25 protein-coding genes are annotated in these 23,737 nt (G+C 71.7%); 13 read left to right on the top strand and 12 right to left on the bottom strand.

From position 1 onward, the window contains the following. Positions 1-84: 84 nt before the first annotated feature. Entirely contained in the window at positions 85-1,440 is a 1,356-nt protein-coding gene (locus ACFV3E_RS26475; protein ID WP_500536904.1) for a mycothione reductase, read from the bottom strand. A gap of 166 nt (positions 1,441-1,606) precedes the next feature. Continuing rightward, positions 1,607-2,209, bottom strand: coding sequence for a CGNR zinc finger domain-containing protein (locus ACFV3E_RS26470; protein ID WP_500536903.1), 603 nt, complete (start codon positions 2,207-2,209; stop codon positions 1,607-1,609). Between the two features lie 343 nt (positions 2,210-2,552). On the opposite strand from ACFV3E_RS26470, the gene ACFV3E_RS26465 reads away from it, so the two are divergent. From ACFV3E_RS26465 to tatC, 5 genes are all read left to right on the top strand, one after another. Continuing rightward, a complete protein-coding gene (locus ACFV3E_RS26465; protein ID WP_500536902.1) occupies positions 2,553-3,026 on the top strand; it encodes a VOC family protein in 474 nt (157 codons plus the stop codon). A gap of 106 nt (positions 3,027-3,132) precedes the next feature. Further along, positions 3,133-4,245 (top strand): alpha/beta fold hydrolase, encoded by a 1,113-nt coding sequence (locus tag ACFV3E_RS26460; RefSeq protein ID WP_500536984.1) that lies wholly within the window; start codon positions 3,133-3,135, stop codon positions 4,243-4,245. Positions 4,246-4,295: 50 nt separating this feature from the next. Continuing rightward, on the top strand, positions 4,296-4,535 hold the full coding sequence (locus tag ACFV3E_RS26455) for a twin-arginine translocase TatA/TatE family subunit (RefSeq protein WP_500536901.1): 240 nt from the start codon (positions 4,296-4,298) through the stop codon (positions 4,533-4,535). A gap of 72 nt (positions 4,536-4,607) precedes the next feature. Beyond that, positions 4,608-4,889 (top strand): Sec-independent protein translocase subunit TatA, encoded by a 282-nt coding sequence (tatA, locus tag ACFV3E_RS26450; RefSeq protein ID WP_500536900.1) that lies wholly within the window; start codon positions 4,608-4,610, stop codon positions 4,887-4,889. Between the two features lie 21 nt (positions 4,890-4,910). Next, on the top strand, positions 4,911-5,771 hold the full coding sequence (gene tatC, locus ACFV3E_RS26445) for a twin-arginine translocase subunit TatC (RefSeq protein WP_500536899.1): 861 nt from the start codon (positions 4,911-4,913) through the stop codon (positions 5,769-5,771). A gap of 20 nt (positions 5,772-5,791) precedes the next feature. Here tatC and ACFV3E_RS26440 read toward each other — a convergent pair whose 3' ends face one another. Beyond that, positions 5,792-6,241 (bottom strand): MarR family winged helix-turn-helix transcriptional regulator, encoded by a 450-nt coding sequence (locus ACFV3E_RS26440; protein ID WP_500536898.1) that lies wholly within the window; start codon positions 6,239-6,241, stop codon positions 5,792-5,794. 260 nt (positions 6,242-6,501) lie between these two features. Between ACFV3E_RS26440 and ACFV3E_RS26435 the strand changes: the two genes are divergently transcribed. Continuing rightward, positions 6,502-6,978: a MarR family winged helix-turn-helix transcriptional regulator gene (locus ACFV3E_RS26435; protein WP_499516195.1), complete on the top strand. Its 477-nt coding sequence runs from the start codon at positions 6,502-6,504 to the stop codon at positions 6,976-6,978. A gap of 82 nt (positions 6,979-7,060) precedes the next feature. On the opposite strand, the gene ACFV3E_RS26430 is transcribed toward ACFV3E_RS26435, so the two are convergent. From ACFV3E_RS26430 to ACFV3E_RS26405, 6 genes are all read right to left on the bottom strand, one after another. Next, positions 7,061-7,768 carry a hypothetical protein gene (locus ACFV3E_RS26430; RefSeq protein ID WP_500536897.1) on the bottom strand — a complete coding sequence of 236 codons (708 nt, stop codon included), beginning with the start codon at positions 7,766-7,768 and terminating at the stop codon, positions 7,061-7,063. 404 nt (positions 7,769-8,172) lie between these two features. Continuing rightward, positions 8,173-8,778: a GOLPH3/VPS74 family protein gene (locus ACFV3E_RS26425; protein WP_500536896.1), complete on the bottom strand. Its 606-nt coding sequence runs from the start codon at positions 8,776-8,778 to the stop codon at positions 8,173-8,175. A gap of 115 nt (positions 8,779-8,893) precedes the next feature. Further along, the gene (locus ACFV3E_RS26420; protein ID WP_500362661.1) at positions 8,894-9,352 is read right to left on the bottom strand and encodes an RrF2 family transcriptional regulator; all 459 of its coding nucleotides are present in this window, start codon (positions 9,350-9,352) and stop codon (positions 8,894-8,896) included. A gap of 42 nt (positions 9,353-9,394) precedes the next feature. After that, positions 9,395-10,630, bottom strand: coding sequence for an acyl-CoA dehydrogenase family protein (locus tag ACFV3E_RS26415; RefSeq protein ID WP_500536983.1), 1,236 nt, complete (start codon positions 10,628-10,630; stop codon positions 9,395-9,397). Between the two features lie 96 nt (positions 10,631-10,726). Beyond that, the gene (locus tag ACFV3E_RS26410) at positions 10,727-11,803 is read right to left on the bottom strand and encodes a PP2C family protein-serine/threonine phosphatase (RefSeq protein WP_500536982.1); all 1,077 of its coding nucleotides are present in this window, start codon (positions 11,801-11,803) and stop codon (positions 10,727-10,729) included. Positions 11,804-11,990: 187 nt separating this feature from the next. Then, positions 11,991-12,317, bottom strand: coding sequence for a hypothetical protein (locus tag ACFV3E_RS26405; RefSeq protein ID WP_500536895.1), 327 nt, complete (start codon positions 12,315-12,317; stop codon positions 11,991-11,993). A gap of 345 nt (positions 12,318-12,662) precedes the next feature. On the opposite strand from ACFV3E_RS26405, the gene ACFV3E_RS26400 reads away from it, so the two are divergent. After that, positions 12,663-13,631: an esterase-like activity of phytase family protein gene (locus ACFV3E_RS26400; protein WP_500536894.1), complete on the top strand. Its 969-nt coding sequence runs from the start codon at positions 12,663-12,665 to the stop codon at positions 13,629-13,631. Positions 13,632-13,903: 272 nt separating this feature from the next. Here ACFV3E_RS26400 and ACFV3E_RS26395 read toward each other — a convergent pair whose 3' ends face one another. Beyond that, on the bottom strand, positions 13,904-14,857 hold the full coding sequence (locus ACFV3E_RS26395; RefSeq protein WP_500536893.1) for a hypothetical protein: 954 nt from the start codon (positions 14,855-14,857) through the stop codon (positions 13,904-13,906). Between the two features lie 191 nt (positions 14,858-15,048). Here ACFV3E_RS26395 and ACFV3E_RS26390 point away from each other — a divergent pair, with 191 nt between their 5' ends. From ACFV3E_RS26390 to ACFV3E_RS26380, 3 genes are all read left to right on the top strand, one after another. Next, positions 15,049-15,642, top strand: a complete 594-nt coding sequence (locus tag ACFV3E_RS26390) for a DinB family protein (RefSeq protein WP_500536892.1) — start codon at positions 15,049-15,051, stop codon at positions 15,640-15,642. A 39-nt stretch (positions 15,643-15,681) separates the two neighbouring features. Next, positions 15,682-16,782, top strand: coding sequence for a M20 family metallopeptidase (locus ACFV3E_RS26385; protein ID WP_500536891.1), 1,101 nt, complete (start codon positions 15,682-15,684; stop codon positions 16,780-16,782). Between the two features lie 128 nt (positions 16,783-16,910). After that, positions 16,911-17,894 (top strand): aldo/keto reductase, encoded by a 984-nt coding sequence (locus tag ACFV3E_RS26380; protein ID WP_500536890.1) that lies wholly within the window; start codon positions 16,911-16,913, stop codon positions 17,892-17,894. A 71-nt stretch (positions 17,895-17,965) separates the two neighbouring features. On the opposite strand, the gene ACFV3E_RS26375 is transcribed toward ACFV3E_RS26380, so the two are convergent. Further along, complete coding sequence (locus tag ACFV3E_RS26375) at positions 17,966-20,500, bottom strand: alkaline phosphatase D family protein (RefSeq protein WP_500536889.1); 2,535 nt, start codon at positions 20,498-20,500, stop codon at positions 17,966-17,968. Between the two features lie 210 nt (positions 20,501-20,710). On the opposite strand from ACFV3E_RS26375, the gene ACFV3E_RS26370 reads away from it, so the two are divergent. Both ACFV3E_RS26370 and ACFV3E_RS26365 read left to right on the top strand, forming a co-directional pair. Further along, positions 20,711-21,289, top strand: coding sequence for a P-loop NTPase family protein (locus tag ACFV3E_RS26370; RefSeq protein WP_500536888.1), 579 nt, complete (start codon positions 20,711-20,713; stop codon positions 21,287-21,289). Positions 21,290-21,437: 148 nt separating this feature from the next. Next, positions 21,438-21,872, top strand: a complete 435-nt coding sequence (locus tag ACFV3E_RS26365) for a hypothetical protein (RefSeq protein WP_500536887.1) — start codon at positions 21,438-21,440, stop codon at positions 21,870-21,872. Between the two features lie 97 nt (positions 21,873-21,969). Here ACFV3E_RS26365 and tnpA read toward each other — a convergent pair whose 3' ends face one another. Next, on the bottom strand, positions 21,970-22,392 hold the full coding sequence (tnpA, locus tag ACFV3E_RS26360) for an IS200/IS605 family transposase (RefSeq protein ID WP_500536886.1): 423 nt from the start codon (positions 22,390-22,392) through the stop codon (positions 21,970-21,972). A 24-nt stretch (positions 22,393-22,416) separates the two neighbouring features. Here tnpA and ACFV3E_RS26355 point away from each other — a divergent pair, with 24 nt between their 5' ends. Continuing rightward, the gene (locus tag ACFV3E_RS26355; RefSeq protein ID WP_500536981.1) at positions 22,417-23,643 is read left to right on the top strand and encodes an RNA-guided endonuclease InsQ/TnpB family protein; all 1,227 of its coding nucleotides are present in this window, start codon (positions 22,417-22,419) and stop codon (positions 23,641-23,643) included. Positions 23,644-23,737: the final 94 nt, after the last annotated feature.

The following is a 23,737-nucleotide window of genomic DNA, read 5'->3' as shown; positions in this document are numbered from 1 at the left end:
ACTGAGCTCTCACCATCGGGGCGTCAAGGCCCGGAGCGGTCCCGTCTCGGGCGGGACCGCTCCGGGCGGACCCGGATCCCGGGCCTACAGGTCCAGCAGGGCCTGCTCGACGGCCTCGGTCAGCGCGGGGTGGATGTACAGCACCTCCCGGCCGACCTGGTCGGCCGTCTGCCCCAGTGCCATGGCCTGGATCAGCGGCTGGATGAGCGTCGCGGCCTGGGGACCGATGATGTGCGCGCCCAGGATCGTCCGGTCGCCGGGGTCCGCCAGGACCTTCACGAAACTGGTGGTGTCCTCCAGGGCCCATCCGTAGGCGGTGTCCGCGTAGTCGCGGACGCTCACCAGGTACGCGACGCCGCGGCGGCGCGCCTCCTGCTCGGTCAGTCCGACGCTCGCGATCTGCGGGCTGGTGAAGACCGCGTGCGGAGCCAGCCGGTTGGACAGGGTGCGCAGGTCGTCCGGGTGGAGCAGGTTGTGCCGTACGACACGGGATTCGGCGTTGGCCATGTGCTTGAGCTGGAAGTGGTTCACGGCGTCGCCGAGGGCCCAGACCCCCGGTACGGACGTGCGGTACGTGTTGTCGGTCACGATGTGCCCGTGCCCGTCGAGTTCCAGCCCGCCGGCGGCCGCGTCCAGCCGGTCGGTGTTGGGCCGGCGGCCGGTGCAGATCAGCAGCATCTCGGCCTGGACGACCTGCTCGCCCTCGGCGCAGGTCACACTCACCTCGACGCCGCCGGGGCGACGTTCGACGGCGGTGACGGTGGCGCCGAGGAAGACCTGGTGCCGACGGGAGACGAGCTCGGTGAAGCGCTCGGACACCTGCTCGTCCTCGGCCATCAGCAGGCGCGGCCCCCGCTGGATGATCGTGACGTCCGACCCGAACGCGCCGAAGACGTGGCCGAACTCGGCCGCGATGAAACCGCCGCCGATGACGGCCAGAGAAGCGGGCGCGTCCTCGATCCGCATGATGGTGTCGGAGGTGTGGAACGGCACGGTGTCCAGTCCGGGGACGTCCGGTACGAGGGGCCGTGAGCCGACCGCGACCACGACGGTGTCGGCGGTGATCCGCTCCCCGCCCACCTGCAGCACCTTCGGCCCGATGAAGCGCGCCTCCTCGGTGTACACGTCGATGCCGTGGTCCCGTCGGTAGTCCACCGCGCTGTCGTGGATGGGGTCGATCCGGTGGAAGACCCGGTCGCGGACGGTCTTCCAGTCCACCGGTTCGACGGTGGCGTGGACCCCGAGCCGCGCGGCCGCCCGCGCGCCCTCGGCCGCGTCGGCGGCGACGACGAACATCTTGCTGGGGATGCAGCCCCGGTTCAGGCACGTACCGCCGAAGCGGTCCGGTTCGACGATGGCGCAACGCAGGTGCGCGAACTCGTCCCCGATCAGCATGTTGCCGCTGCCCGCGCCGAGGACCACAAGATCGTAGTGCGGCATGTCCGCCCGCCTTCCGCCGGTCAGCAGATGTCCGGACGTCGGGGCTGCGGCGCAGGGCCCTCCCGCGGGACGGCCCACCCGATTTGTGCCTGTTCGGTCCTTCGAGGTTCATATCACGGGCACGGGGCGCCGGGGGCGGAGCATCGGTGCGACACAGCCGGAGGGGTCAGCCCGCCGTTCCGGCGGCCTGCTCCTTCCTGCGCTGCCGGTAGGCCCGCATGGACGCGCGGGAACCGCACCTCGGGCCGCAGTAACCGGCCGAGCTGTTGCGTGTCCGGTCGAAGAAGCAGAAGTGGCACGGCTCGTGGCGGCACGCCCGCAGCCTGTCCCACACGCCCGCGTGCGCGAGTTCGGTGACGCTCGCAAGCACGGTCCCGAACAGCCCGGGGATGCCGCTCTGCGTGCTCGCCAGGCCGGCTCCCTCGGCGGTGACGACCGTGATCAGGGGGTAGCGGGCGGCGATGCCGCGCAGGTGCTCCTCCGCCTGGGCGAGTGCCCCGGGTGTGGTGTTCTTGTCGCCCGCGTGCGCCAGCAGCACGGTGATCAGGGCGTCGCGCAGTTCGCGTGCGGCGGCCGCGTCGGCCTCGGTGACGTGGGTGGCCTCCGTGCCCAGGTCGTGCTCCAGCAGCCATGCGTGCATGCTGCGGGCGTCCGTGAAGCGCTCCGGGAGCTGCCTCGGCCCCGAAGCGTGCGTGTTGAGGAACCGCAGGAGCGCGTCGACGGCTGCGGGCTGGGTCAGCGGACTGCGCTCGGTCGTGGGTGTCGGCATCGTGAGGGCCTCCCTTTCCGGGCCAGTCTAGATCACTCCTCGTTGTGGGTGAAACCAAGACGGTCGTCATTCTCTTCCCATGCGGTGGAGCGCGGTGAAGTGCGGTGAGGTGGGTCACGCTCGCCCCGATTCGTGAGGATGTGTGTTGCGGGTTGCGAGCTAATGGCCTACGGTCATCACCACGACGACAGGCTGAGCCGCTCCAGTGGTACGGCTCGAAGCCTTCGGCGACCCGGCCGGGAATCCGGCGTGTGGCGCCGGTGCGGCTCCGCCGTCCTCGTCCCCCCGGAAAACGGTGACCGCCGGCGTGCGGTGCACCGTCATCTACGAAGGAAGACCCCCCATGTACACGAAGCTGGAACTTGTCATGCTGCCCGTGTCCGATGTCGACCGGGCCAAGGCGTTCTACGAGGCGGTGGGATTCCGCCTGGACCTGGACAAGGCCGCCGGTGAGGACTTTCGCGCGGTGCACTTCACCCCGCCGGGCTCGGAGTGCTCGGTGATGTTCGGTCGGGGACTCACCCCTGCCGAGCCGGGCTCGGCCCAGGGGCTGTACCTGGCCGTCCTCGACATCGAGGAGGCCCGTGCGGAGCTGGTCGCCCGGGGCATCGAGGTGAGCGAGGTGTTCCACGACGCCGGCGGGCTGCTGTTCCACGGCCATGAGGGTGGGGAGGTCACCCACCGGCAGGAGGGTCAGGGGCGGCTCGCGGGCCTGCATCCCGACCGTGCCTCGTACGGCTCGTTCGCCACCTTCAGCGACCCGGACGGCAACGGCTGGGTGCTCCAGGAGATCAAGCAGCGGTTCCCCGGCCGCTGACCCCAGCCCCTCACCGCAGGGCGTACGGAGCCGTACGGACGCGGCCCCAACCCTGCGCCCAGATATGCGCATATGCTCGTTCCCAGTGAAAGGAAACCCCGTGAACATGCCCCCCGTGGAGCCGTCCGAGCAGGACGGCCCCGGCCCGAGGCCGGCGTCGCACCGTGCCCCGCGCGGACTGTCACGACGCGCCTTCGTCGGCGGTGCGGCCGCCTCCGCCGTCACCGTCGCCGGCATCTCGCTGGCGGGCGGGTTGCCGGCGGCCTCCGCCACCCCGCCCCTGCGGACGCCGCACGGGTTCGGCTCGGTCTCCTCGGCGCCCCGGCTGCCGGCCGGGTTCACCAAGACCTTCAGCAGCCGCTTCGTCCGGGCCGGCGGGCTGCGCCAGCACGTGGTGACCGGAGGCGAGGGGCCGCCGTTGCTCCTGGTGCACGGCTGGCCGCAGAACTGGTACGCGTGGCGCATGCTGATGCCGGAACTGGCCCGGCACCACACCGTCGTCGCCGTCGACCAGCGCGGCATGGGACTCACCGACAAGCCCATGAGCGGGTACGACACCCGCTCCCTGGCGGGCGACCTGGTCGCCCTGATGGACGCCCTGGGTCACGAGCGGTTCGCGGTCGTCGGCCACGACACCGGAATGATCATCAGCTACGCGCTGGCTGCCGACCACCCGGAGCGCGTCGCCCGCGTGGCCCTCGCCGAGGTCCCCGGACCCCCGCGGAAGTCCGCCTCGCCGATCCTCTTCCTGGACGAGCGGGACAACGACAGGCTCTGGCACATCCCGTTCAACCGGGTCGACCACGAGCTGACCGAACGGCTGGTCAGGGGGCGCGAAGCGGACTTCTTCGGCTACGAGTTCGACATCCAGGGCGGGGAGAAGCTGCCCCGGTACGCGCGCGAGTACTACGTCCGCCTCTTCTCCGACCCCGCGGCGCTGCGCGGCAGTTTCGGGTTCTACCGCGCGTGGGACGGCACCACCGGTCAGAACGATGACCGCGCGCAGAAGAAGCTGACGATGCCGGTCCTGGCGATCGGCGGATCCGAGAGCTGGGGCGGTGCCGTCGGCGGCGCGCTGGAGCCCCTGGCGGAGGACGTGAGGGGCGTGGTCATCCGCGGCGCCGGTCACTGGGTCGCCGAGCAGGCGCCCGAGGAGATGCTGGCGGAACTCGGCACGTTCCTCGCCCCGTACCGCCGCGCCGCCGGCGCCTCGCGGTAACCCCCGGCCGGGTCAGTCCCGGCGAACCCCACCCACAGACGGGAGGCACGGTGTTCTCCGACATCGGCCCGCTGGAGGTCCTGACGCTGCTCGTGGTGGCGGTCGTCCTCGTCGGACCCGACAGGCTCCCCGGGCTGGTCTCCGACACCGTGCGTGCCCTGCGCGGGCTCCGTGAGCTCGCGCAGGGCGCCCGGGCGGACCTCCGGGACGAACTCCCGCCCGAACTGCGGGACCTGGACCTCACGGACCTCGACCCGCGCGATCCGCCCGCCGGCGGCCACCGGCCGTGACGAGGCCGTCCGGCGGCGCCCGGATCCTTGTGCGCCGCCTCGGTACCTCGGCACCTCAGAAAGGAAACACCCATGTTCGGAAGGCTCGGAGCACCCGAGATCCTCCTCATCCTCGTCGTCGTCCTCCTCCTCTTCGGGGCCAAACGGCTTCCCGACATGGCCCGTTCCTTCGGGCAGTCGCTCCGGATCCTCAGGAGCGAGACCAAGGCCATGCGGGAGGACGGCTCCGGTGAAGCCCCGGGTGCCGTGCGGACCGCGGCCCTCCAGCCCGGGGCCGCGACTCCTGAGCCCGGGGCCGCGACCCCGCACACGGCGCCCGAGGCCACCGCGGCGGACGCACCCCACCGGCGCTGAAGCGCCCCGGACGGACCGGCCATGACCACCCGTACCCCGCGTGACCCCGATCGGATGCCCCTCCGGGAGCACCTGCGCGAACTGCGCAACCGCCTGCTCAAGGCCGTCGGGGCGATCCTGCTCGTCACCGTCGCCGCAGCCCTGTTCCACCGGCAACTCATCGGGTTCCTCATCGATCCGCTGCCCGGCTGTGCCCCCGGCCGCCTGACCGGGGCCTCCGGGGCGGACGGTGCGGGTCACTGCGGCGTGATCTCCCTCAACGGTCTCCTCTCCCCGTTCTCCCTCGCGCTCAAGGTGTCGGTCACCGCGGGAGTGGTCGGCGCGAGCCCGGTGTGGCTCTACCAGCTGTGGGCCTTCGTCGCGCCGGGACTGCACCGCCGCGAGCGGAAGTACACCCTGGCCTTCCTCGGGGCGGGCATCCCCCTGTTCCTGACCGGCGCCGCGGTGGCGTACCGGACGCTGCCGACGACGGCCCGGGTGCTGATCTCCTTCACCCCCGACAACGCCACCAACATCCTGCCCGTCGACGACTTCCTCGACCTGGCCACCCGCATGGTGATCGTCTTCGGCCTCTCCTTCGAACTGCCCGTGCTCCTCGTGCTGCTGAACTTCGGCGGGGTGATCAGCGCCCGGCGGATGACCGGCTGGTGGCGCGGCATGCTCATGGGGGTCGCCGCCTTCGCCGCGATCGCCACCCCCAGCACCGACCCGATCAGCATGCTGCTGCTCGCCACGCCCATCAGCCTGCTGTACGGGGCGGCGTGCGCGGTCGCCTGGTGCAACGACCGCCGGCGACGGCGCACCGCACCCGGCCGCCCCGACCCGGCCCCGGCCGCCGTCGAGGCCCCCGCCCCAGACGACGTCGCCGTCAGCAGGTCATGACGCGCCCCGGCGGGAGCCGCTCACTCCGCCCACGGTTCGAAGCCGGTGTCCAGCACGGCCTTGAGGAACCCGCGCAGCAGGGCCGCGTCCGCGGACCCGAACCGTTCCTCGAACCGGGTCTGGGCGTCGTTCCAGAGGGGGAGCGCCGCCTTCATCCTGGCGAGGCCGTCCGGTGTGAGCGTGACGATCCGCGCGCGGCGGTCGGTCGCCGACGTCTCGACGGTGACCAGGCCCTCCCGCGCGAGCGGCTTGAGGTTGGAGGCCATCGTCGTACGGTCCATCGCGATGATGTCGGCGAGGGCGGTGATCGTCATCTCTTCGTGGACGCTGAGCTGCTGCAGGATGCTGAACTGCGTCGCACGGAGGCCGACCGGGGCGAGGGCCTTGTCGTAGGTCGCGCCGAGGTAACGGGCCGCCTTGCGCAGCGCCAGGTTGTTGCACGAGTCGGCTTTCGATGCCGTAGCGGTCATGGTCTCCTCCCGAGGATCCTCCCCATGATACGAGCATCTACTCCCACACGGGTACGACGGTCCCCGCGCCGAAGCCACGGCACGGCGCGACGGCGACTTCCCGTGGCCGGACGAAGACAGAACGACAGGCTGCGGCTGCCGGAGACCTACCGTGACCGACGGAACGGACGAACCGGGTCATAATTCCGGATGTGCGGGGACTCCGGGATCCCGCCGTTAGGAAGCGTTCACTTCCTTCGCCGCGCAAGTAAACTAGGGGCATGTCAGACGTCATGCCGCGGCAGGAAGCGGCCCCCGAGGCGATAGTGCCGCTCAGTCCCGACGAGGAAGCGGTCGTCCGGTCGCTGAGTCGTGTCATCTACGCCCTGCCCCGTGTCATGGACGCTGATCTGGTCCGCGAGCAGCGACTCCCGCTCATCGAGTACCTGACCCTGATGAACCTCTCCGAGGCGCCCGGTCGGCAGATGCGGATGAGCGACCTCGCCGGGGCCTGCGAACTGTCGGTCAGCGGGATGACGCGTGTCGTCCACCGGCTGGAGAACGACGGGCTCGTGCAGCGCGTCAAATGTGCCGAGGACGCCCGCGGCTGGAACGCGGTCCTCACCGACGCCGGCCTCGCGCGCCTCAAGGAGGCATGGCGGACCAACCTGGTGTCCGTGCGCCGTCACTTCCTCGACCACCTCGAAGGCCTGGACCTCAAGGCGCTCGGCGCCGCCCTGAGGAACGTCGCCACCTGACCGCCCCGTACGGCCGAGGTGCCCACCCCAGCTCTGTGGCCACTCCGCCGTGGCAGAGGCGTGCCCCTGCCACGGCGCCCGGTCAGGCTGTCGCCGCGACCGGCTCCCCGGCCTCGGACGCTGCCGCGCCCGCGCCGTCACCGGTGGTCCCGGCCGACGGTGTGACAGGGGTGTAGAAGACGCTGCCCTGACGACGGGACCGCTCGGCGAGCCCCTTCGCGACCAACGCCTCCAGGGCGTTGCGCACGACGGGGGCGCTCGGGGCGGAGCGATCCGGATGCCGCTTGGCCAGCGCGTCGACGAACTCACTGACCATGCGTGGCTCTTCATCGGCGGCGAGGACGTCCGCGACGAGGCCGCGCAGCGTCGGCTTCTCCTTGTCGCGGGACGGCGCCGCCTTCTTGCCGGCCTTCCGGGCCTTCGCCCCACCGGCCGGCTTCCGTGTGCGGGGCCGCGGGACGGCCCGGGGAGCGACCTCCTCCGGCGCCCCGGCCACGCCGGCGGCGGGAACCACCTCGGCCGGAACCTCCTCGGCCGGGATTTCTCGGGCCGGGACCTCCTCGGCCGGCACGGCATCGGCAGGTTCGTCGCGCGGGGCGACGCGGGGTCCACCGGTCGTCACGCTGCCCTGCAGCCGGGTCAGCCAGGCCCGCTCGTCCTCGAGCCGGGTCAGGCGGGCCTGGAGACCGGCCACCTGCTCCCGGACCGCTTCCTGTTCCTTGGCGTTGTTCTCCAGGTCCTCTGCGAGACGCGCCGCATACCGGTCCTGAATGGTTGTGTTGTGGGACACGACAGCCGCTTCCTGGTGTATGGGATGTTGCTGCCGGATCGTACCCATCCTCCGCGCTCACCGTGCGGAACCGCCCCGTACTCAGCGAGTTGGGGCAGTGTTCATCGTGGCCGTCCCGGCCGGACGCCCCGCCGCCGCAAGTCCCGGTCCGGGCAGGCCCGTGGGCGGGCCGGGCGAAGCATGTTCGTCCCAACTCGTCACTTGGCGGGGCATAGTTGAGGTGCCATTTCACGATGGCGGGGTGCAGATGCGGCGTCCGGCCCTGGCGGTGCGGGAGGAGTCCGGGACGGGCGAACCCACGTACGGTCAGGGCAAGTTCGAGGGAACCCCTCCGGGGTGAGTCGCCGTTGACGCGGGAACGCCTCCGGGGCGCCGCGGCCGCGGCCGCGGCGCCGCCCTCGACCTCAGGCCCGCCAGATGTTGTCGAAGGCCGCCTTCTCGATGTCCTTCCGCTGCCGCACCGACTGCAGTTCCTCGACGGCGTCGTGGACCGCGGCCAGCACCGTCGCCACGGCGTCGTCGCCGACGTCGGCGAGGTCGCCGGCGGTCCGGTCCCCGGGGACCCCGGCGGCGGAGGCGAGGGCGGCCAGGACGGGCTCCCCGGACGACCGGCGGCCGAGCGCCTCCCGGCGGGCGGGGGAGTCCAGCAGCACCTGCTCCCCGGTGGCCCAGGGCCGCCACCGGGGGCGGCTCACGGCGGTCAGGCCGGTCGCCTGCAGCACGCCGCGGTAGACCGAGGAGAGGTTGCGGCCCCTGCGCCACAGCCAGTCCTCGACCGACTCGTAGGGCGCCTGGTCGACGAGCGCCGACGCCGCCTGGTCCAGCAGGTGGTCACCGGTGGCCGGCCCGTCCGCCGGCACCAGGCGGTCACCGTCCAGGGTGACCGCCCGCGCTCCGAGGAGATCGATCACCTCGGCCCCCGCGAGCGCGAGCGACAGGTCGCCCGGTTCGACGGGAGGGCTCGAAGGCACATCCATGCTGACGATCATCAGGTCCTGCGGCGTGCTCATGGCGGCTCCTGTCGAAGAGATCAACAACGATACGTCGCCGCGGGCCGCCGTCCGCCGTTCCCGGCGTACGGCGAGCCGCTCCTCGCGGTGCGCGCACGTCCGGGGCGGTGCCCGGTCAGGGGTTCGTCCAGGCGCTGGGGGACTCCGTCAAGGCCAGTACGCCGCGCGGCAGTTCGGCCCCCGCGACGTCGGCGAGCGACACGCCCTCGAGGATCTCGCGCACGTTGGACCGCAGCGCGATCCACAGCGGCAGCAGCGACTCGGCGGGGCCGGTGTACGCCAGGTCCGGGGGGCGGACCCCGCGGACCGACACGAGCGGTCCGTCGACGGCGCGGATGACGTCGGCGATGCTGATGGACCCGGCGGGCCTCGCCAGGCGGTAGCCGCCGTTGCCGCCCCGCTGGCTGAGGACAAGCCCGGCGCGCCGCATCTCGTTGAGGATGCCCTCGAGGAACTTGTGCGGGATGTCCTGGGCGGCGGCGATGGCCTCGGCCTTCATCGGCCCGGCCTCCGGTGACGCGGCGAGCTGCAGCGCGGCACGTACCGCGTAGTCCGCCCTGGCTGAGATCCGCATGGGCGCATTATCCCGTCGGGTGCCGGTGGTGTCGGTTCCGGGTCATACGGGCAGCGTGAACGGGGGGTGCGTGCCGTTGAGGTAGTAGTCCCCGACGTCGCGGAGGCGGGGGGCCACGGGCTCGTACAGGGTGTGGGTGCGCGCGTTGCGCCAGAAACGGTCCAGGCCCAGGCGCGCGGACGCGGAGCGGGGCCCGATGACGTCCAGGGCGCGCGTCGTGCTCTCCCGGACGGCGGTGGACGTCGCGACCTCGGCCACGGCCACGAGCGCCGAGATCTCCGCGCACTCCTCGTAGCCGAGGTCCTCCCCTCGTGCCAGGCCGCCCTCCAGTGCCTCCAGCGCCTGACCGGCGAGCGCGGAGGCGGAGCGGGTGAGGACGGTCAGCTCGCCGTACGCGGCGAGCACGTGGGGGTCCTGGGGCGATCCGGCCGGCCACTCCGGGTGCCACGGCCGCTGGCCCGCCCTGCTGTACTCGCGGGCCTCGGCGAGCACGCCCTCGGCCGTGCCGAGTCGGAGCTGGACCGACATCAGACGCCCCAGCGGCGAGGCCAGCGAGGCCAGGGGCGACAGGACGTCCTCCTCGGCGGAGAGCGAACCGAGCACCTCGTCGGCGGTGACCGCCACGGAGGCGAACTCCACGCCGCCCCCGGCGGCGAGCCGCTGGCCGAAGGGATCGTCCTCCGCGCCGACCGCGACGCCGTGCCGGGCGGGGTCGACGGCGACGGCGAGCGGTTCCCCGGTGTCGGCCCGCACGGCGCGTACGGCGATGCGGTCGGCGACGAGGACGCCCGTGACGTAGCTCTGCCGGCCTTCCAGCCGGTAGCCGCCCGCGGTCCTGGCCAGCGTCAGCGGCGGATCATGGCGGGCGAATCCACCGCCCCAGCACCACTGCCCGGCCGCGGAACGCCGTTCCAGCCCCGTGGCGGCCGAGGGCCCGGTGAGGAGCCGGGCGCTCCACGACACGAAGTAGTGCGTGCCGAGCAGTTGGGCGATCGCGGCGTCGGCCGCCGCGATCTCGCGGGCCACGGCGTACGCCGTGGCCCAGTCCGCGCCCCCGCCGCCGGACCCGGCGGGCACCAGCAACGGCAGGAGCCCCGCCTCGCGCAGCCGGGAGACCTCGTCGAACGGGGGCTTGCCCGCCTGGTCCCTGGCGACCGCGTCCGTGGCCAGGTCGTCCGCCGTCTCACGGGCCACCCGCAGCCAGTGGGCGCGGCCGGGCCCGGTCGGCTCCGGTTCCGGCGGCGGTGCGGAGCCGGACGGCGCGGTCTCAACGTCCATGGGCGTCTGGGGCACGTTCCTCATCCTGCGCAGCCTGTCGGACCACCGTCAATGCTTTCCCATCAATTCAATAGGAAATACTCGGCGGTGGCAGCCTCACGGGGTGCCCGCGGCGGTCCTGCGGATGGCGACGCAGGCGATGTCGTCGTTGAGGACGCCGTCGCTGTGGCGGAGGAGGGCCTGGTGAAGGAGGCGCAGGAACCCGGCCGGTGCGGTGGTGGCGGCCTGCCGGGTCCATGCGGTGAGGGGGAAGAAGGCGCCGCCCGGGTCGCGGGTCTCGCTGACGCCGTCGGTGTAGAGCAGCAGCAGGTCGCCGACGGCCAGGGGAACGCGGTCGACGTGGTAGCCGGAGCCGACAAGTGCCGCCAGGTTGACCGGTGGTGAGGGGACCACCGGTTCGATGGCCCGGGTGCGGCCGTCGTGCACCAGGAGGGCGGGCGGGTGCCCGCAGCTGAGCACGGAGGCATGGTCGGCCGCGGGTGGGATCTCGACGATGACGGCGGTGGCGAAGCGTTCGCAGTCGTCCTCGGCGGGCACCGCCGCGGTGTACCGGGCGATGGTGGTCTCCAGACGGTGCGCGAGGTGCGCCAGGTCGGGGGCCTCGTAGGCGGCCTCGTGGAAGGAGCCGAGGAGGGCGGCCGAAACCCCGACGGCGCGCAGGCCCTTGCCGCGGACGTCCCCGAGGATCAGGCGCAGGCCGTGGGGGGTGTCGGCCGCGGCGTAGAAGTCGCCGCCGATGCGTGCCTGGGGTGCCGCGGCGAGGTAGAAGGTCGCGATCTCCAGGTTCCTGATGCGTTCGGGCACCGGCCTGAGGAGGACCTCCTGCGTCGCGTCGGCGACGGCGCGGACCTGGGCGAGGGTGTGTTCGCGCTGCAGGCGCAGATGGCTGGCGTAGGCGGCGGCCAGGCTGACGGCGCCGATCGCCCCGGCGGTGTAGAGGGCGGACATGTCGGAGAAGGCCAGGGCGTAGCCGATGACCGGGAGCAGGCAGATCATCCCGAGGGTGAGGGTCGCCCGCACGGACCAGAGCGACGCGGCGAGCGCGGGCGCCGCCGGCAGCAGGCGGGTGAAGGGGACGTCCTGAGGGGTGAGGATCGCCAGGACCCCGATGACCGCGGTCAGGGCGGCGGGGGACAGCAGAACGGGGTCCCGTCGCCGCAGGTTCGACCACATCGCCTGAGATCCTGACAAAGCGCCCATGGCTGGATCGTAAGCGATTCTTGATCGTCCGCCGGGGGTGCGACATCTGATGCCGCGTCCGCCCCGGGACGCCCTTCGCGGGTCCGCGGAAGTCGCGCGTCCTTGGGCTGGTGTCTCCCACCTGCCGCGGTGTTCCGCCGGTGGGCCCTGCGCGGATGGGTCAGAAGGGAGGTTCGAGATCGCCGCGGCCGTCGCTGTGCGGCCCCCGGTCCCAGGGCTCCGCCCGGAAAGGTTCGGGGCCGGGGACGTCGTGGCCCCACGCTTCAAGGGCCCTCCGGGCGATGCGGCGGTTGGGCTCGTGGCCGTTGGTGTCGAGGACGCGGCTCGCGTGCACGGCGAGGTGATCACGCTGCTCGGCTAGTGCGGGGTGTTCGGCGAGGATGAGCGCGGCAATGACGGCGGCTTCGCGCCTGTTCTCGTGGCTGTCCTGCACGAAGGGAGCGACGGCCCGGTAGAGCATCGGGCGCAGGTCCCGGAAGGACGCCATGGTCGTGTCGTGGGTGAGGAAACCGGGGAACCACTGCTCGATGCGGCCGACGATCTCGTCGGAGGCGTCGAAGGCCGTGGAAAGTGCCGACCGTGTCCTCGCCGTGGCCGCGCATCATCATCACCGGCTTGCCGGACTGCCGTGGACCCGGTCCGGCGATCGAGGCCATCCAGTAGGGTTCCGACGCCGTGATCACTCCCGCGCAGCGGGATCGCTCCTTGGCGGCAACGCCTTCGCGCGCGGTAGTGAGGAATCGCTGGAACTTACTGCGAGGACATCCCAGGTGACGGGCCCGGCCGAGAAGTCCGGTGTGGAGGGTTTTCGAACAATGCGAAGGGGTTTACGATGACCGAATTTTCTGAGGGTTCGGAGCCGAACGCCTGCTCCGCCTGGGCCGTTGTCGACTGGTTCTCCGATGCCCTCGACAAGACCTGTTTCGAGGAGAAGTTCGTCGGCAACATGTCGGCCCTGGCGGTCAGCCCCGAGGGACGTGTAGCCGCCCTCGCGGACCGCTCCTTGCTCTTCCACCTGGACGCCGCCACCCACGAGCCCGTCGAAGTCGTGGCGCTGTACGACGAGAACGGGAAGGAGACGGACTTCGAGGCCCTGGTCTTCGATGAGGACGGCACGCTCCTGATCGCCTCCGAGGAACCGGCCGTTCGTCGCTACACCCCGGAGGGAAAGTTCATCGACAGCCTGCCGGTGCCGGACAGCCTCCTCCTCGCGCCTGCGGGCCGGGCCGTGGTCAACGAGACCTTCGAGGGCCTCGCCATGCAGCCCGGCGGCCTCACACTGGTGGCGTCGATGGAGGGCGCGCTGAGGGGTGACGAGAGCGCCTACGTGCGTTTCCAGGCGTGGAAACGCGAGACGACCGGCGACGAGTTCCGGATCGGCGTGCAGTGGGGCTACGTGCGCGACAAGGGCCTGTTGCTGTCGGACATTTGCGCGTCCGGTGACGGCAGGCTCCTCGTTCTGGAGCGAGGCTTCGACAAGAGCGTCGGCAATATCATCCGGGTCTATCTCGCCGACCCGCGCGAGGCGGACGACATCACCCACGTCGAGAACCTGTCCGGCCAGGACGACGTTTCCCTGATGAACAAGACCCTGCTGGTCGACATGGTCAACTGCCCGCCGCTCGGAGCCACGAACAAGCAGTCGCAGGCCAACCCCCTGCTCGGCAACATCGAGGGCATGACGATCACCGGGACCACCCCGGACGGTCGTTTGAAGGTCCTCATGGTCACTGATGACAACCAGAGCGACATGCAGACCACCCGACTGTACGGGATGACCATACGGTTGCCCGAGCTCTGAGCCCCATGCGCCTGGTCCGGGAGCCGGCGTGCGGAGGCGGATGACATGGCATCGGGCACGGGCCCGGCGCGAGACGCCGCATCCGGACTCGACGGGAAAGGAGCCCGGGCTGCTTGCCCGGGGCTTTCCGCCGGAGCGGGCGACGGGAATCGAACCCGCGCTCCGAGCTCGGGAATCCCCACCCGCCGCGGGCCACCACCCCGCAGACGGTGCCGGAAGGCGTTCGCCGGGTGGCGTGGGTGCCCCACGCCACCCGGCGGACGCGAGCGGCGTCACTCCACGAAGTGGCCCGGGCCGACGACCCGCCACTGGCGGGTGTGCGGGTCCTCGATCGAGGTGTAGGGGGCCTGGAAGACCAGCACCTGCTCGGTGGAGCGCTTGATGGTCCACAGCTCGGGGGTCCTGCCGGAGCGGTCCCAGGCGATGGCCTGGCCCTCGACGTCGGGCAGCTTGACGGTCGCCACCCAGCGCAGGTCCGAGCCCTCGGACGGGACGTCCATCACGTAGGCCTCGTCGTAGTCGTGGCCGGTGATCCACAGCCGGCCGTCGGGGCCCCACGAACCTCCGGAGTTGCTCATCGGCCGGATCTTGTCCAGGAGTTCCTGCGGCAGCGTCCAGGCCTCCACGACCCGGAACCGGTCGTCGAGTTTGACGATCTGCGTGTTGTCGGTACCGCCGTACGGCTCCGTCGAGCCCGCCGGGGGCTTGTCGTAGTTGGCGAAGGCCGCCCACCACGCCCCGTCGTGCCGGTCCAGCCAGGTCAGCGAGCCGCGGTCGATGCCGAAGCCGAAGGTGTCGATGTGCTTCATCGTCCGGGTGTCGAACACCTCGACGGAGCTCTTCTCGGGCGTGGTGTTGTAGTTCGAGGTCGCCGCGTACAGCTTGTCGCCGACCACGGTGGCGCTGTCCATGTGGATGATCGGGCCGTCGGCGTCGCCGACGAACTGCAGGAGAGGTTCGCCGGTCGCCTTGTCGTGCTTGGTGATGGTCTGGTTGTTGACGGCGTAGAAGTACTTCCGGTCGACGGCCACACCCTGCCGCGCGTCGAACGCGGCGAAGGTGTGCCGGAGTTCGGCCGTGTACTCCGTGGGGGCCGCCTTCGCGACCGCCGCCTTCGCGACCGCCGGGGTCGAGGCCTCGGCGGATCCGAGGCCCGTGGCCGCCATGAGTGCCGCCGCCGCAAGGCAGGCTGCCGCGGCTGAAGCGATCTTGGTCCGTACGCGCATGGTTCCCCTCGGTCGATCCGGTGACAGGGCAGGGTTCGACCCTGACGCGACCGAAGATCGTCCACGCGAACTCCGGGGGAGCGGAGGGTGAAGGGCAGACCGCCGACCGCTGCGCGCCGCCCGGCTTCTCCGCGTCCGCGACCGCCCGCGCAGGGGGGCCGCTGTCGGTGCCGGGTGGGAGACTGCCCGGCATGATCGAACCGAATCCCAAGGCGGACCTCCTCCGGTACCTGCAGGACGCGCGGGACACCCTGCTGTGGAAGATGGACGGGCTGTCGGAGTACGACGTCCGCCGCCCCCTCACGCCCACGGGGACGAACCTGCTGGGGCTGGTCAAGCACGCCGCCGGTGTGGAGCTGGGCTACCTGGGCGACACTTTCGGGCGGCCGTTCTTCGGTGCTGAGCGGCCCTCCTGGTACCGGGAGGACGCGGAGGCCAACGCGGACATGTGGGCCACGGCCGACGAGACGCGCGAGGAGATCACCGGGCTGTACCGCCGGGCCTGGGAGCACGCGGACAGCACAATCGAGGCGCTGCCGCTCGACGCGGTCGGCCACGTCCCGTGGTGGCCGGAGGAACGCCGGGCGACGACCCTCAGCCACGTCCTGGTGCGCGTGATCGCGGACACCCAGCGGCACGCCGGCCACGCCGACATCCTCCGCGAGCTCATCGACGGCAGCGTCGGCTTCCTGCAGGGCAACGACAGCATCCCGTCGGACGACCGGGCCTGGTGGGAGGAGTACCGCGGCCGGCTCGAGCGCGTGGCACGCGAGGCCGGCAACTGACGTGGGCGTACCGGCCGGTGTGCTCACTACCCTGGCGGGATGACGATGCACAGGATCGGCCCCGTGAGTGTCGACGCCATGATCGAGGACCTCAGGACGCTCGTCGAGGTCGAGTCCCCGTCGCGCGACGTCGACGCCCTGACGGCATCGGCCAAGGCCGTCGCCGGCGTCATCGAAAGGCGCCTCGGCGGCCAGGCCGTCTGCGTCGAGAGCCCCGGCGGGCCGCACGTCCGCTGGTCTTCCGGGGGCGACCCCAAGGTGCTGATCCTGGGACACCACGACACCGTGTTCCCGCTCGGCACCCTCGCACGGCGCCCGTTCACCGTCGCCGGCGGCCACGCCACCGGCCCCGGCGTCTTCGACATGCTGGGCGGTCTCGTGCAGGCCGTCCACGGTGTGGCGCTCCTGGAGGACCGGTCGGGCGTCGAGATCCTGGTGACCTGCGACGAGGAGGTCGGCTCCCCCCACTCCCGGGCGCTCATCGAGGAGCGGGCCCTCGCCTGCGGCGCCGTGCTCGTCTTCGAGGGCGCAGCGGAGGGCGGGGCGCTGAAGACGGGCCGCAAGGGCTGCGGCACGTTCGAGGTCACCGTCACCGGCCGCGCCTCGCACGCGGGACTGGAGCCCGAGGCCGGGGTCAACGCCCTCGTCGAGGCCGCGCACCAGGTGCTGGCCGTCGCGGCGCTCAGCCGGCCCGAGGCCGGTACGACCGTCACCCCGACTGTGGCGTCGGCGGGCACCGTCGACAACGTGGTGCCCGCCGAGGCGACCGTCGTCGCCGACGTACGGGTCGAGACGGCCGAGGAGAAGGAACGCGTCGAAGCCGGCTTCGCCGCTCTGACCCCGCACCTGGAGGGAGCCGCCATCTCGGTCCGCGGCGGCGTCCGGCGGCCCCCGATGCCGGAGTCGGCGTCCGCCGCGCTCTTCGCCCTGGCGCAGCGGTTGCTGCCCGGCATCGAGGGCAGGGCCGTGGGCGGCGGAAGCGACGGCAACCACACCGCCGCACTGGGAGTGCCGACCCTCGACGGTCTCGGAGCCGTCGGGGGCGGGGCGCACGCCGACCACGAGTACGTGGTCGTCGACGCCATGGGCGAACGGGCGACCCTCGTCGCGGGCCTGGTGCACGCCATCCGGAACGCGTAGCCGTGGGGCACACCCCGTCGCCGCCGGTGTCACGGACACGGGAGCCGCCCGGTCATGCAGGTGGCTGACGACCGCCGTGCGCACCGGCGCACCGGGGCGGATCGTCACCACTGCGGGAGGGAATCGCGATGCGGACGGTGGACCTCGGCGGCCAGGGACTGCGCGTGCCGGTGCAGGGCCTGGGTGCGATGGGGATGAGCGTGGACTACGGGGCGGGGGACGAGCGGGAGTCCGTGATCACGCTCAACCGCGCGGTCGACCTGGGCGTCACCTTCATCGACACGGCCGAGTCCTACGGCCCCTTCGAGAACGAGAGGCTGATCGCCCGCGCGCTCGGACACCGCCGGGACGAGGTCGTCCTGTCGACGAAGTTCGGCCTCGACTTCGCCGACGACGGCACGCCCGGTCCCCTCGACGGGCGGCCGGAGCACGTCCGCCGGGCCGTGGAGCGCTCGCTGCGCCACCTGGGCACGGACGTGATCGACCTCTACTTCATGCACCGGGTCGATCCCGCGACGCCCGTCGAGGACACCATCGGCGCGATGGGGGAACTGGTCACCGCGGGCAAGGTCCGTTACATCGGGCTCTCCGAGGTCTCCTCGGAGACCATCCGCCGGGCCCATGCCGTCCACCCCCTCACCGCGGTCCAGTCGGAGATGTCGCTGTTCACCCAGGACCTGCTGGACAACGGCCGCAAGGCGACGATGGACGAACTGGGCATCGGCCTGGTCGCCTCCTCGCCCATGGGCCGCGGCTTCCTCAGCGGGGCCATCCGCAGCGTCGACGACCTGGCGCCGGACGACGCGCGCCGCGGACTGCCCCGCTTCTCGCCGGAGAACATCGCCGCGAACCTCGTCCTGGTCGAGCGCGTACGGGAGATCGCCGAAGCACGCGGTGCGACACCGGGCCAGGTCGCGCTCGCCTGGGTCGACGCGCAGGGGGCCGTCGCCATCCCCGGTACGAAGCGGCGGAAATACCTAGAGGAGAACGCCGCGGCGGCCGACCTCGTCCTGTCGCAGGACGAACGCGCCGCGCTCGCCGCCGCCGTCCCGGCCCGGGAGGTCAGCGGCGCGCGCTACACCGCGCGGGCGCTGGAGTCCACCGACCGCTGACCGGCCGAGCGCTGCGGAGGCGGCGGTCCCCGGGACCGGGGGACCGCCGCCGCGTCGGCTCCGAGCCCTGATCAGAGCGCGGCGAGCACCGCGAACGGGTCGGCCGCGCCGCCGTTGTCGACGGCGGCGATCCGCCGCCGCAGGGTGAACGCGGCGCCCGGCTCTATCGTCACCTGACGCTGGGTCATCGCCCAGATCCCGCAGGCGTACACGGTGAAGCCCGGCTCGTCGTAGAGCAGCCCGTACGTCTGACCGTCGGAGCCGGTCATGCCCACCCACGGGGCCGTCGGCTCGAAGTCGGCCGGGGCGGAGGCGGTCACGGTGCCGTGCCCGGCGACGCCGCTGCGCTGGCCGGCGCCGTCGTGGTCCAGCACGTCGCCCAGCCAGAAGGTGCGCGACGCCGTTCCCCGGTTGGTGAAGACGCTCTCAGCGGTCACCCAGGGCTCGCCGTCGCCGATCGTGAACGTCGTGACCACTTGGACGTCGGCGACCTGGGTGCTCGCCCCGGTGGCGCGCGCGGAGGCGACCGGGCCGCCCGCGGCGAGCACCTCCAGGGCGGTGGACCGCACGGTCAGCTGCTGCCAGGCGTTGCTCCCGCGCGGCCGCGCCGCCGAGGCGTACGGCAGGTTCATCCAGTCCAGCTGGTCCAGGTGGCCCACGGCCGCCAGGTCCAGCGGCTTGCCCAGGGTGACCCCGGACAGCTGGGGGTCCTGGGAGCCCGCGGAGACGGCCAGCGACAGCATGCCGTTGGACAGCGTGACGTCCGTGGCCGCCGCCTGCGACTGCGGCCCGGGCACCGGACGGCCGGTGCCGGCCCGTACGGCGGCACGCGTCAGGGCCACGTCGCCCCGGGTCTGCGCGCCCGCGCGCACGGTGGCCGTGGCGGTCGCCGGTTCGTGGCCGACGCCGCCCACGGCGACCGCGTACTGTCCGGGCGGCGCGAAGGCCAGGTACTCGCCGGTGGTGTCGGTGGTGACGGCCGCGAACCGGGTGCCGTCCGCCGCCGTGACCGTCACCTGGACGTTGGCGAGCGGCTTGCCGGTGACCTTGTCGGTGATCCGGCCGACCAGTCCGTCGCCGGCGTCGATCCTCCGGGCCCCGGGGTGCCCGTCGCAGACCTCGAAGGCGGCGATGGTGAAGGCCGGGGAGGCCGCGTCGTCGCCCTTGAGGACGATGCGCAGGTCGGCGCGCCACCGGTCGCGGGTCACGTCGCACAGCACGTACCCGCGGTAGGTGCCGTTGTAGAACTTCACGTGCGGGTTGGCGACGAGACCCGCCCGCACGTCGGCGTCCCAGCCGGCGCCGGAGGAGATCGACGTGCCGACGAACTCGGTGGCGACGACCGGCGCGTGCGGGTCGTCGAAGTCGGTCTTCAGGTCGTTGACCCAGTGGGTGTGCCAGTCGCCGCTGAGCACCACCGGGTTGGCGACGTCGCGGTCGGCGAGGAAGTCGAGGATACGGGCGCGGGCACCCGCGTACCCGTCCCACTGGTCGAGGTTGACGATCTTCCCCGGGCCGAGGTCGTAGTCGAAGGCGGCCATGATGGTCTGCTGGGCGATGACGTTCCACTGGGCCTTGGAGCGGTCCAGGTTGCCGAGCAGCCACTTCTCCTGCTCCGGGCCGGTCATCGTGCGCTCCGGGTTCCAGACCTCGGGGCCCGGTTCCTTGCGGCCGTCCCCGTACGCCTGGTCAGTGCGGTACTGGCGGGTGTCGAGGACGCTGAACTCGGCGAGCTTCCCGAACCGCACCTGACGGTACATCAGCGCGTCCGGGCCGGTGGGCCGCTGCTCGGGCCGCAGCGGCAGGTGCTCGTAGTACGCCTGGTAGCCGTTGGCGCGGCGCTCCAGGAAGGGACGGCCGTCACCGGCGCCACCCGGCACGTCGGCCGCGTAGTTGTTCTGGACCTCGTGGTCGTCCCAGGTGACGAAGAAGGGGAACCGGGCGTGGGCCGCCCGCAGTTCGGGCGAGGTCTTGTACAGGGCGTGCAGGCGGCGGAACTCGGTGAGGCCTCCGTCGGTCGTCTCGTAGATGTAGTCGCCGAGGTGGAGGACGAAGTCGAGGTCCTGCTCCGCCAGGTCGCGGTAGGCGGGGTAGGCGCCGCCCGTCCACGACTGGCACGACACGAACGCGAACCGCAGCCGGTCGGCCTTCGCCCCGGGCGACGGCATGGTCCGGGTGCGTCCGGTGCGGCTGCGGACCTCGCCGTACTGGAAGCGGTACCAGTACCAGCGGTCGGGGGCGAGGTCGTCGACGACGACGTGCACGGTGTGCGCGGACTCGGGCAGCGCCGTCACCGCGCCGCTCGCGACGACCTTCCGGAAGGACTCGTCCTTCGCGACCTCCCACCGCACCTCGACGGGCGTCGCGGGCATGCCGCCGGTCTCCGCGTCGAGCGGGTCGGGCACCAGGCGGGTCCACAGCACGACGCTGTGGTGGTCCGGGTCACCGGAGGCGACGCCGAGGGAGAAGGGCGCGGGGTCCAGTTCCGCGGCGCGCGCGGAGAGCGCCTGGGTCAACTGGCCCGCGGCCAGGACCCCGAAGGTGCCCCCCGCGAGGGCGAGGAAGCGGCGGCGGTCGAGGGTGCGCAGTGCAGGGCTGGTGGTCACGTCCCAAGATCGTGCAGCAGCCGTACGGCCGGACGGGTGTCGCTGCGGGGAAGGGACGGTGTCCAGTACGTGTCGGGCGCGTTCGGTGCCGGGCCGCCGGCGTCGTTTGACGGGCGGGGTGGTCGCGGGGAGCCTACGAGAGCCGCCCGGCGAGCTTGCGTCGGGGCGCCCCCGCGCGGTGGCCGGCGGCGGCGTTGCTACCGTGGCGGCGTGCCACTCCTGGGACCGGCTGACCCACTGCCCCACCGACCGCGGCGGGTGCTCGTCGCCGGCACTTCCGGCGCGGGCAAGACGACGCTCGCCGCCCGTGTCGCCGTCGCGTTGCGGGTGCCGCACGTGGAGATCGACGCGCTCTTCCACGGCCCCGGCTGGACCAGGCGCCCCTCGTTCGAGGCCGACGTCCACCGCTTCAGCGCCGAGGCCGGATGGGTGACCGAGTGGCAGTACGGCTCGGTGCGTGCCCACCTCGCCGCCCGCGCCGACGTGCTGCTCTGGCTGGACCTCCCCCGGCGCCGCGTCATGCGGCAGGTGATCCGGCGCACCCTGGTACGTCGCCTTCGCCGGCAGCGGCTGTGGAACGGCAACGTCGAGCCGCCCCTGTGGACGATCCTCACCGACCCCGAGCACATCGTCCGCTGGGCGTGGAACACCCACGGCAAGACGGCCGCGCGGGTGACGCGACTGCTGGACGACCGGCCGGAGTTGACCGTGGTGCGCATCCGGAGCCGGGTCGAGGCGGCCCGCTGGGCGGACGGGCCGCTGCGGGACTCCGTCGTCACCCGGCCGTAGGACTGTCACCGAGCCGTGGCCGGGGGGTCACGGTTCATCTCAACTCGTAGCCTGAGCAACCCAGTTGGCGCACCATGGCATGTGCACGCGGCAAGCGGCGGTCGCCGGTCGTCAAGACGGTGCGACGAGTGCGAAGGGGTGGGTGGGAGTGGGCTTACGCAGACCGGCGCTGCTGGCGGCGGCAGGAGCGCTGCTGCTGGTGGCGTGCACGAGTGAGAGGACACCGGACCAGGGCGCCAAGTCGCCGACGGGGGCGAGCCCGAACGGGCGGGGCAGCGCGAGTCCGGCCCCCTCGGCGTCGGCGGTGAACGACCCGTACACGCTGGCCGAGAGCGCGGCACCCAAGACCCGGGCGCAGGCGGCCGACTTCGTCCGGGGGCTGACCGTGCGGCCGGACTACTTCGGCTCCGGATACCGCAAGCGCGAGCCGTACGAGACCGGGCCGGCGACCTGGACGGTGCTGGGCGAGGACTGCGTGTGGCGGCGCGAACCGCTCGCGGGCACCGTCCTGGCCAGCCTGACCCGCTCCTTCGTCCGGCCGGACACCGACGGCGACGACGGCAAGGGCGCGGTCTACCTCTGATCTTGGCCAGTGCTCCGTCCTTTAGGGCGGGGGTGAAGGCCATCCTTGGCCCGGAGCCGCGAAGCGGCGGAGTTCGCTGCCGGCTCCGGGGTGACGGTCAGGCAGGCCGCTTCTGGCTCTCGATGTACTGGCGTACGACGGTCAGCGGGGCGCCGCCACAGGAACCGGCGAAGTAGGAGCCGGACCAGAAGTGCCCGCCCCACAAGTACCGCCGGACGTGCGCGTCGTATTCCTTGCGCAGCATTCGGGCGGACACGCCCTTGAGGGAGTTGACCAGCTTGGAGAGCTGGACTTTCGGGGGGTAGTGCACGAGCAGGTGCACGTGGTCGTCCTCGCCGTTGAACTGCTTCAGTTCGGCCTCGAAGTCCGCGCACACCTCCCGCATGATCTCCTCGCACCTGGTGAGCATGGTGTCCGTGATGGCTTTACGCCGGTACTTCGTGACGAAAGCCAAATGGACATGCAGGTTGTAGAACCCGTACATACGTACGTCCGGATTGGGATTCCACCGTGGTGACATAAACCAAAGAGTATGGTGATCGTCATGCAGCTTCGGTACAGCTTCCGCGTGTACCCGAGTTTCGGTCAGCGCACAGCGTTGGCGCGGGCGTTCGGGTGCGCTCGGGTTGTCTTCAACGACGCGCTCCGCGTCCGCGAGGAGGCTCGTGCGGCGGGGCTGCCGTTCGTCCCTTCGGCCGAACTGTCCAAGCAGCTCACCGTCGCTAAGAAGACTCCCGAGCGGGCATGGCTTGACGAGGTGTCCTCGGTCGTGTTGCAGCAGTCCCTTCGGGACCTGGACGCCGCGTACCGAAACTTCTTCGACGGCCGCAGGGGCAAGCGCCCCAAGATGGGACCGCCCCGCTTCAAGTCCCGCAAGGACACCCGGCAGGCGGTCCGGTTCACCGCGAACGCCGGATGGAAGATCACGACCGGCGGGAAGCTCCGGCTACCCAAGGTCGGTGACGTGGCCGTGAAGTGGTCCCGCTCCCTGCCATCGGCACCGTCCACGGTGACCGTGGTCAAGGACAGTGCGGGCCGGTACTTCGCCTCGTTCGTGGTCGAGACCGACCCCGAGATGCTGCCCGCCACGGACAACGTCGTCGGCATCGACGTGGGCCTGACCCACTTCGCGATCCTCTCCGACGGAACGAAGATCGGCAGCCCCCGCTTCCTACGCCGGGCCGAGAAGAAGCTGAAGAAGGCTCAGCAGGATCTCAGCCGGAAGGCCAAGGGATCGAAAAACCGGGCGAAGGCCCGAATTAAGGTTGCACGCGCCCACGCACAGACCGCCGACGCGCGGCGCGAGTTCCACCACCAGCTCTCCATGAAGATCATTCGCGAGAACCAAGCGGTTGCAGTGGAAGACCTGGCGGTCAAGGGACTGGCCCGCACCCGCATGGCCAAGTCTGTGCACGACGCCGGATGGTCGACATTCACCGCGATGCTGGAGTACAAGGCCGCCCTGTATGGGCGGACTTTCCACCGCATCGGACGCTTCGAACCGACCTCTCAGGTCTGCTCGGCCTGCGGCGTCAAGGACGGCCCCAAGCCCCTCAGCCTCCGCGTGTGGACGTGCGGGGCCTGCGGGACCGTCCTTGACCGGGACATCAATGCGGCGGTCAACATCGCGAAGGCGGCCGGACTGGCCGTATCAGCCTGCGGAGCGCGGGTAAGACCGGTACTCGTACCGGCGCAGCGCGAAGAAACAGGAACCCACCCGAAGCCCCAGCCGGTGACCACCGGCAGGCAGGTGGGAATCTCCGTCCTTTAGGACTCCGTTGGGAAAGTCGTGATTCGGGCGTGACAGTGTCGTTTGTCTTGTTGATGGCTATGGTCGTTGGCGGGATGGAGGAGCGGGATGTCGC

The sequence above is a fragment of the Streptomyces sp. NPDC059718 genome, from assembly GCF_042733315.1.
Lineage (GTDB): Bacteria > Actinomycetota > Actinomycetes > Streptomycetales > Streptomycetaceae > Actinacidiphila.
This window is presented reverse-complemented; position numbering and strand designations above follow the sequence as displayed.

Excerpts from the sequence above, each read along its gene's own strand:
- ACFV3E_RS26475 (WP_500536904.1), bottom strand. The coding sequence starts at position 1,440 with ATGCCGCACTACGATCTTGTGGTCCTCGGCGCGGGCAGCGGCAACATG.
- ACFV3E_RS26470 (WP_500536903.1), bottom strand. The coding sequence starts at position 2,209 with ATGCCGACACCCACGACCGAGCGCAGTCCGCTGACCCAGCCCGCAGCC.
- ACFV3E_RS26465 (WP_500536902.1), top strand. The coding sequence starts at position 2,553 with ATGTACACGAAGCTGGAACTTGTCATGCTGCCCGTGTCCGATGTCGAC.
- ACFV3E_RS26460 (WP_500536984.1), top strand. The coding sequence starts at position 3,133 with ATGCCCCCCGTGGAGCCGTCCGAGCAGGACGGCCCCGGCCCGAGGCCG.
- tatA (WP_500536900.1), top strand. The coding sequence starts at position 4,608 with ATGTTCGGAAGGCTCGGAGCACCCGAGATCCTCCTCATCCTCGTCGTC.
- tatC (WP_500536899.1), top strand. The coding sequence starts at position 4,911 with ATGACCACCCGTACCCCGCGTGACCCCGATCGGATGCCCCTCCGGGAG.
- ACFV3E_RS26440 (WP_500536898.1), bottom strand. The coding sequence starts at position 6,241 with ATGACCGCTACGGCATCGAAAGCCGACTCGTGCAACAACCTGGCGCTG.
- ACFV3E_RS26435 (WP_499516195.1), top strand. The coding sequence starts at position 6,502 with ATGTCAGACGTCATGCCGCGGCAGGAAGCGGCCCCCGAGGCGATAGTG.
- ACFV3E_RS26425 (WP_500536896.1), bottom strand. The coding sequence starts at position 8,778 with ATGAGCACGCCGCAGGACCTGATGATCGTCAGCATGGATGTGCCTTCG.
- ACFV3E_RS26420 (WP_500362661.1), bottom strand. The coding sequence starts at position 9,352 with ATGCGGATCTCAGCCAGGGCGGACTACGCGGTACGTGCCGCGCTGCAG.
- ACFV3E_RS26415 (WP_500536983.1), bottom strand. The coding sequence starts at position 10,630 with ATGGACGTTGAGACCGCGCCGTCCGGCTCCGCACCGCCGCCGGAACCG.
- ACFV3E_RS26410 (WP_500536982.1), bottom strand. The coding sequence starts at position 11,803 with ATGTGGTCGAACCTGCGGCGACGGGACCCCGTTCTGCTGTCCCCCGCC.
- ACFV3E_RS26405 (WP_500536895.1), bottom strand. The coding sequence starts at position 12,317 with ATGGCGTCCTTCCGGGACCTGCGCCCGATGCTCTACCGGGCCGTCGCT.
- ACFV3E_RS26400 (WP_500536894.1), top strand. The coding sequence starts at position 12,663 with ATGACCGAATTTTCTGAGGGTTCGGAGCCGAACGCCTGCTCCGCCTGG.
- ACFV3E_RS26395 (WP_500536893.1), bottom strand. The coding sequence starts at position 14,857 with ATGCGCGTACGGACCAAGATCGCTTCAGCCGCGGCAGCCTGCCTTGCG.
- ACFV3E_RS26390 (WP_500536892.1), top strand. The coding sequence starts at position 15,049 with ATGATCGAACCGAATCCCAAGGCGGACCTCCTCCGGTACCTGCAGGAC.
- ACFV3E_RS26385 (WP_500536891.1), top strand. The coding sequence starts at position 15,682 with ATGACGATGCACAGGATCGGCCCCGTGAGTGTCGACGCCATGATCGAG.
- ACFV3E_RS26380 (WP_500536890.1), top strand. The coding sequence starts at position 16,911 with ATGCGGACGGTGGACCTCGGCGGCCAGGGACTGCGCGTGCCGGTGCAG.
- tnpA (WP_500536886.1), bottom strand. The coding sequence starts at position 22,392 with ATGTCACCACGGTGGAATCCCAATCCGGACGTACGTATGTACGGGTTC.
- ACFV3E_RS26355 (WP_500536981.1), top strand. The coding sequence starts at position 22,417 with ATGCAGCTTCGGTACAGCTTCCGCGTGTACCCGAGTTTCGGTCAGCGC.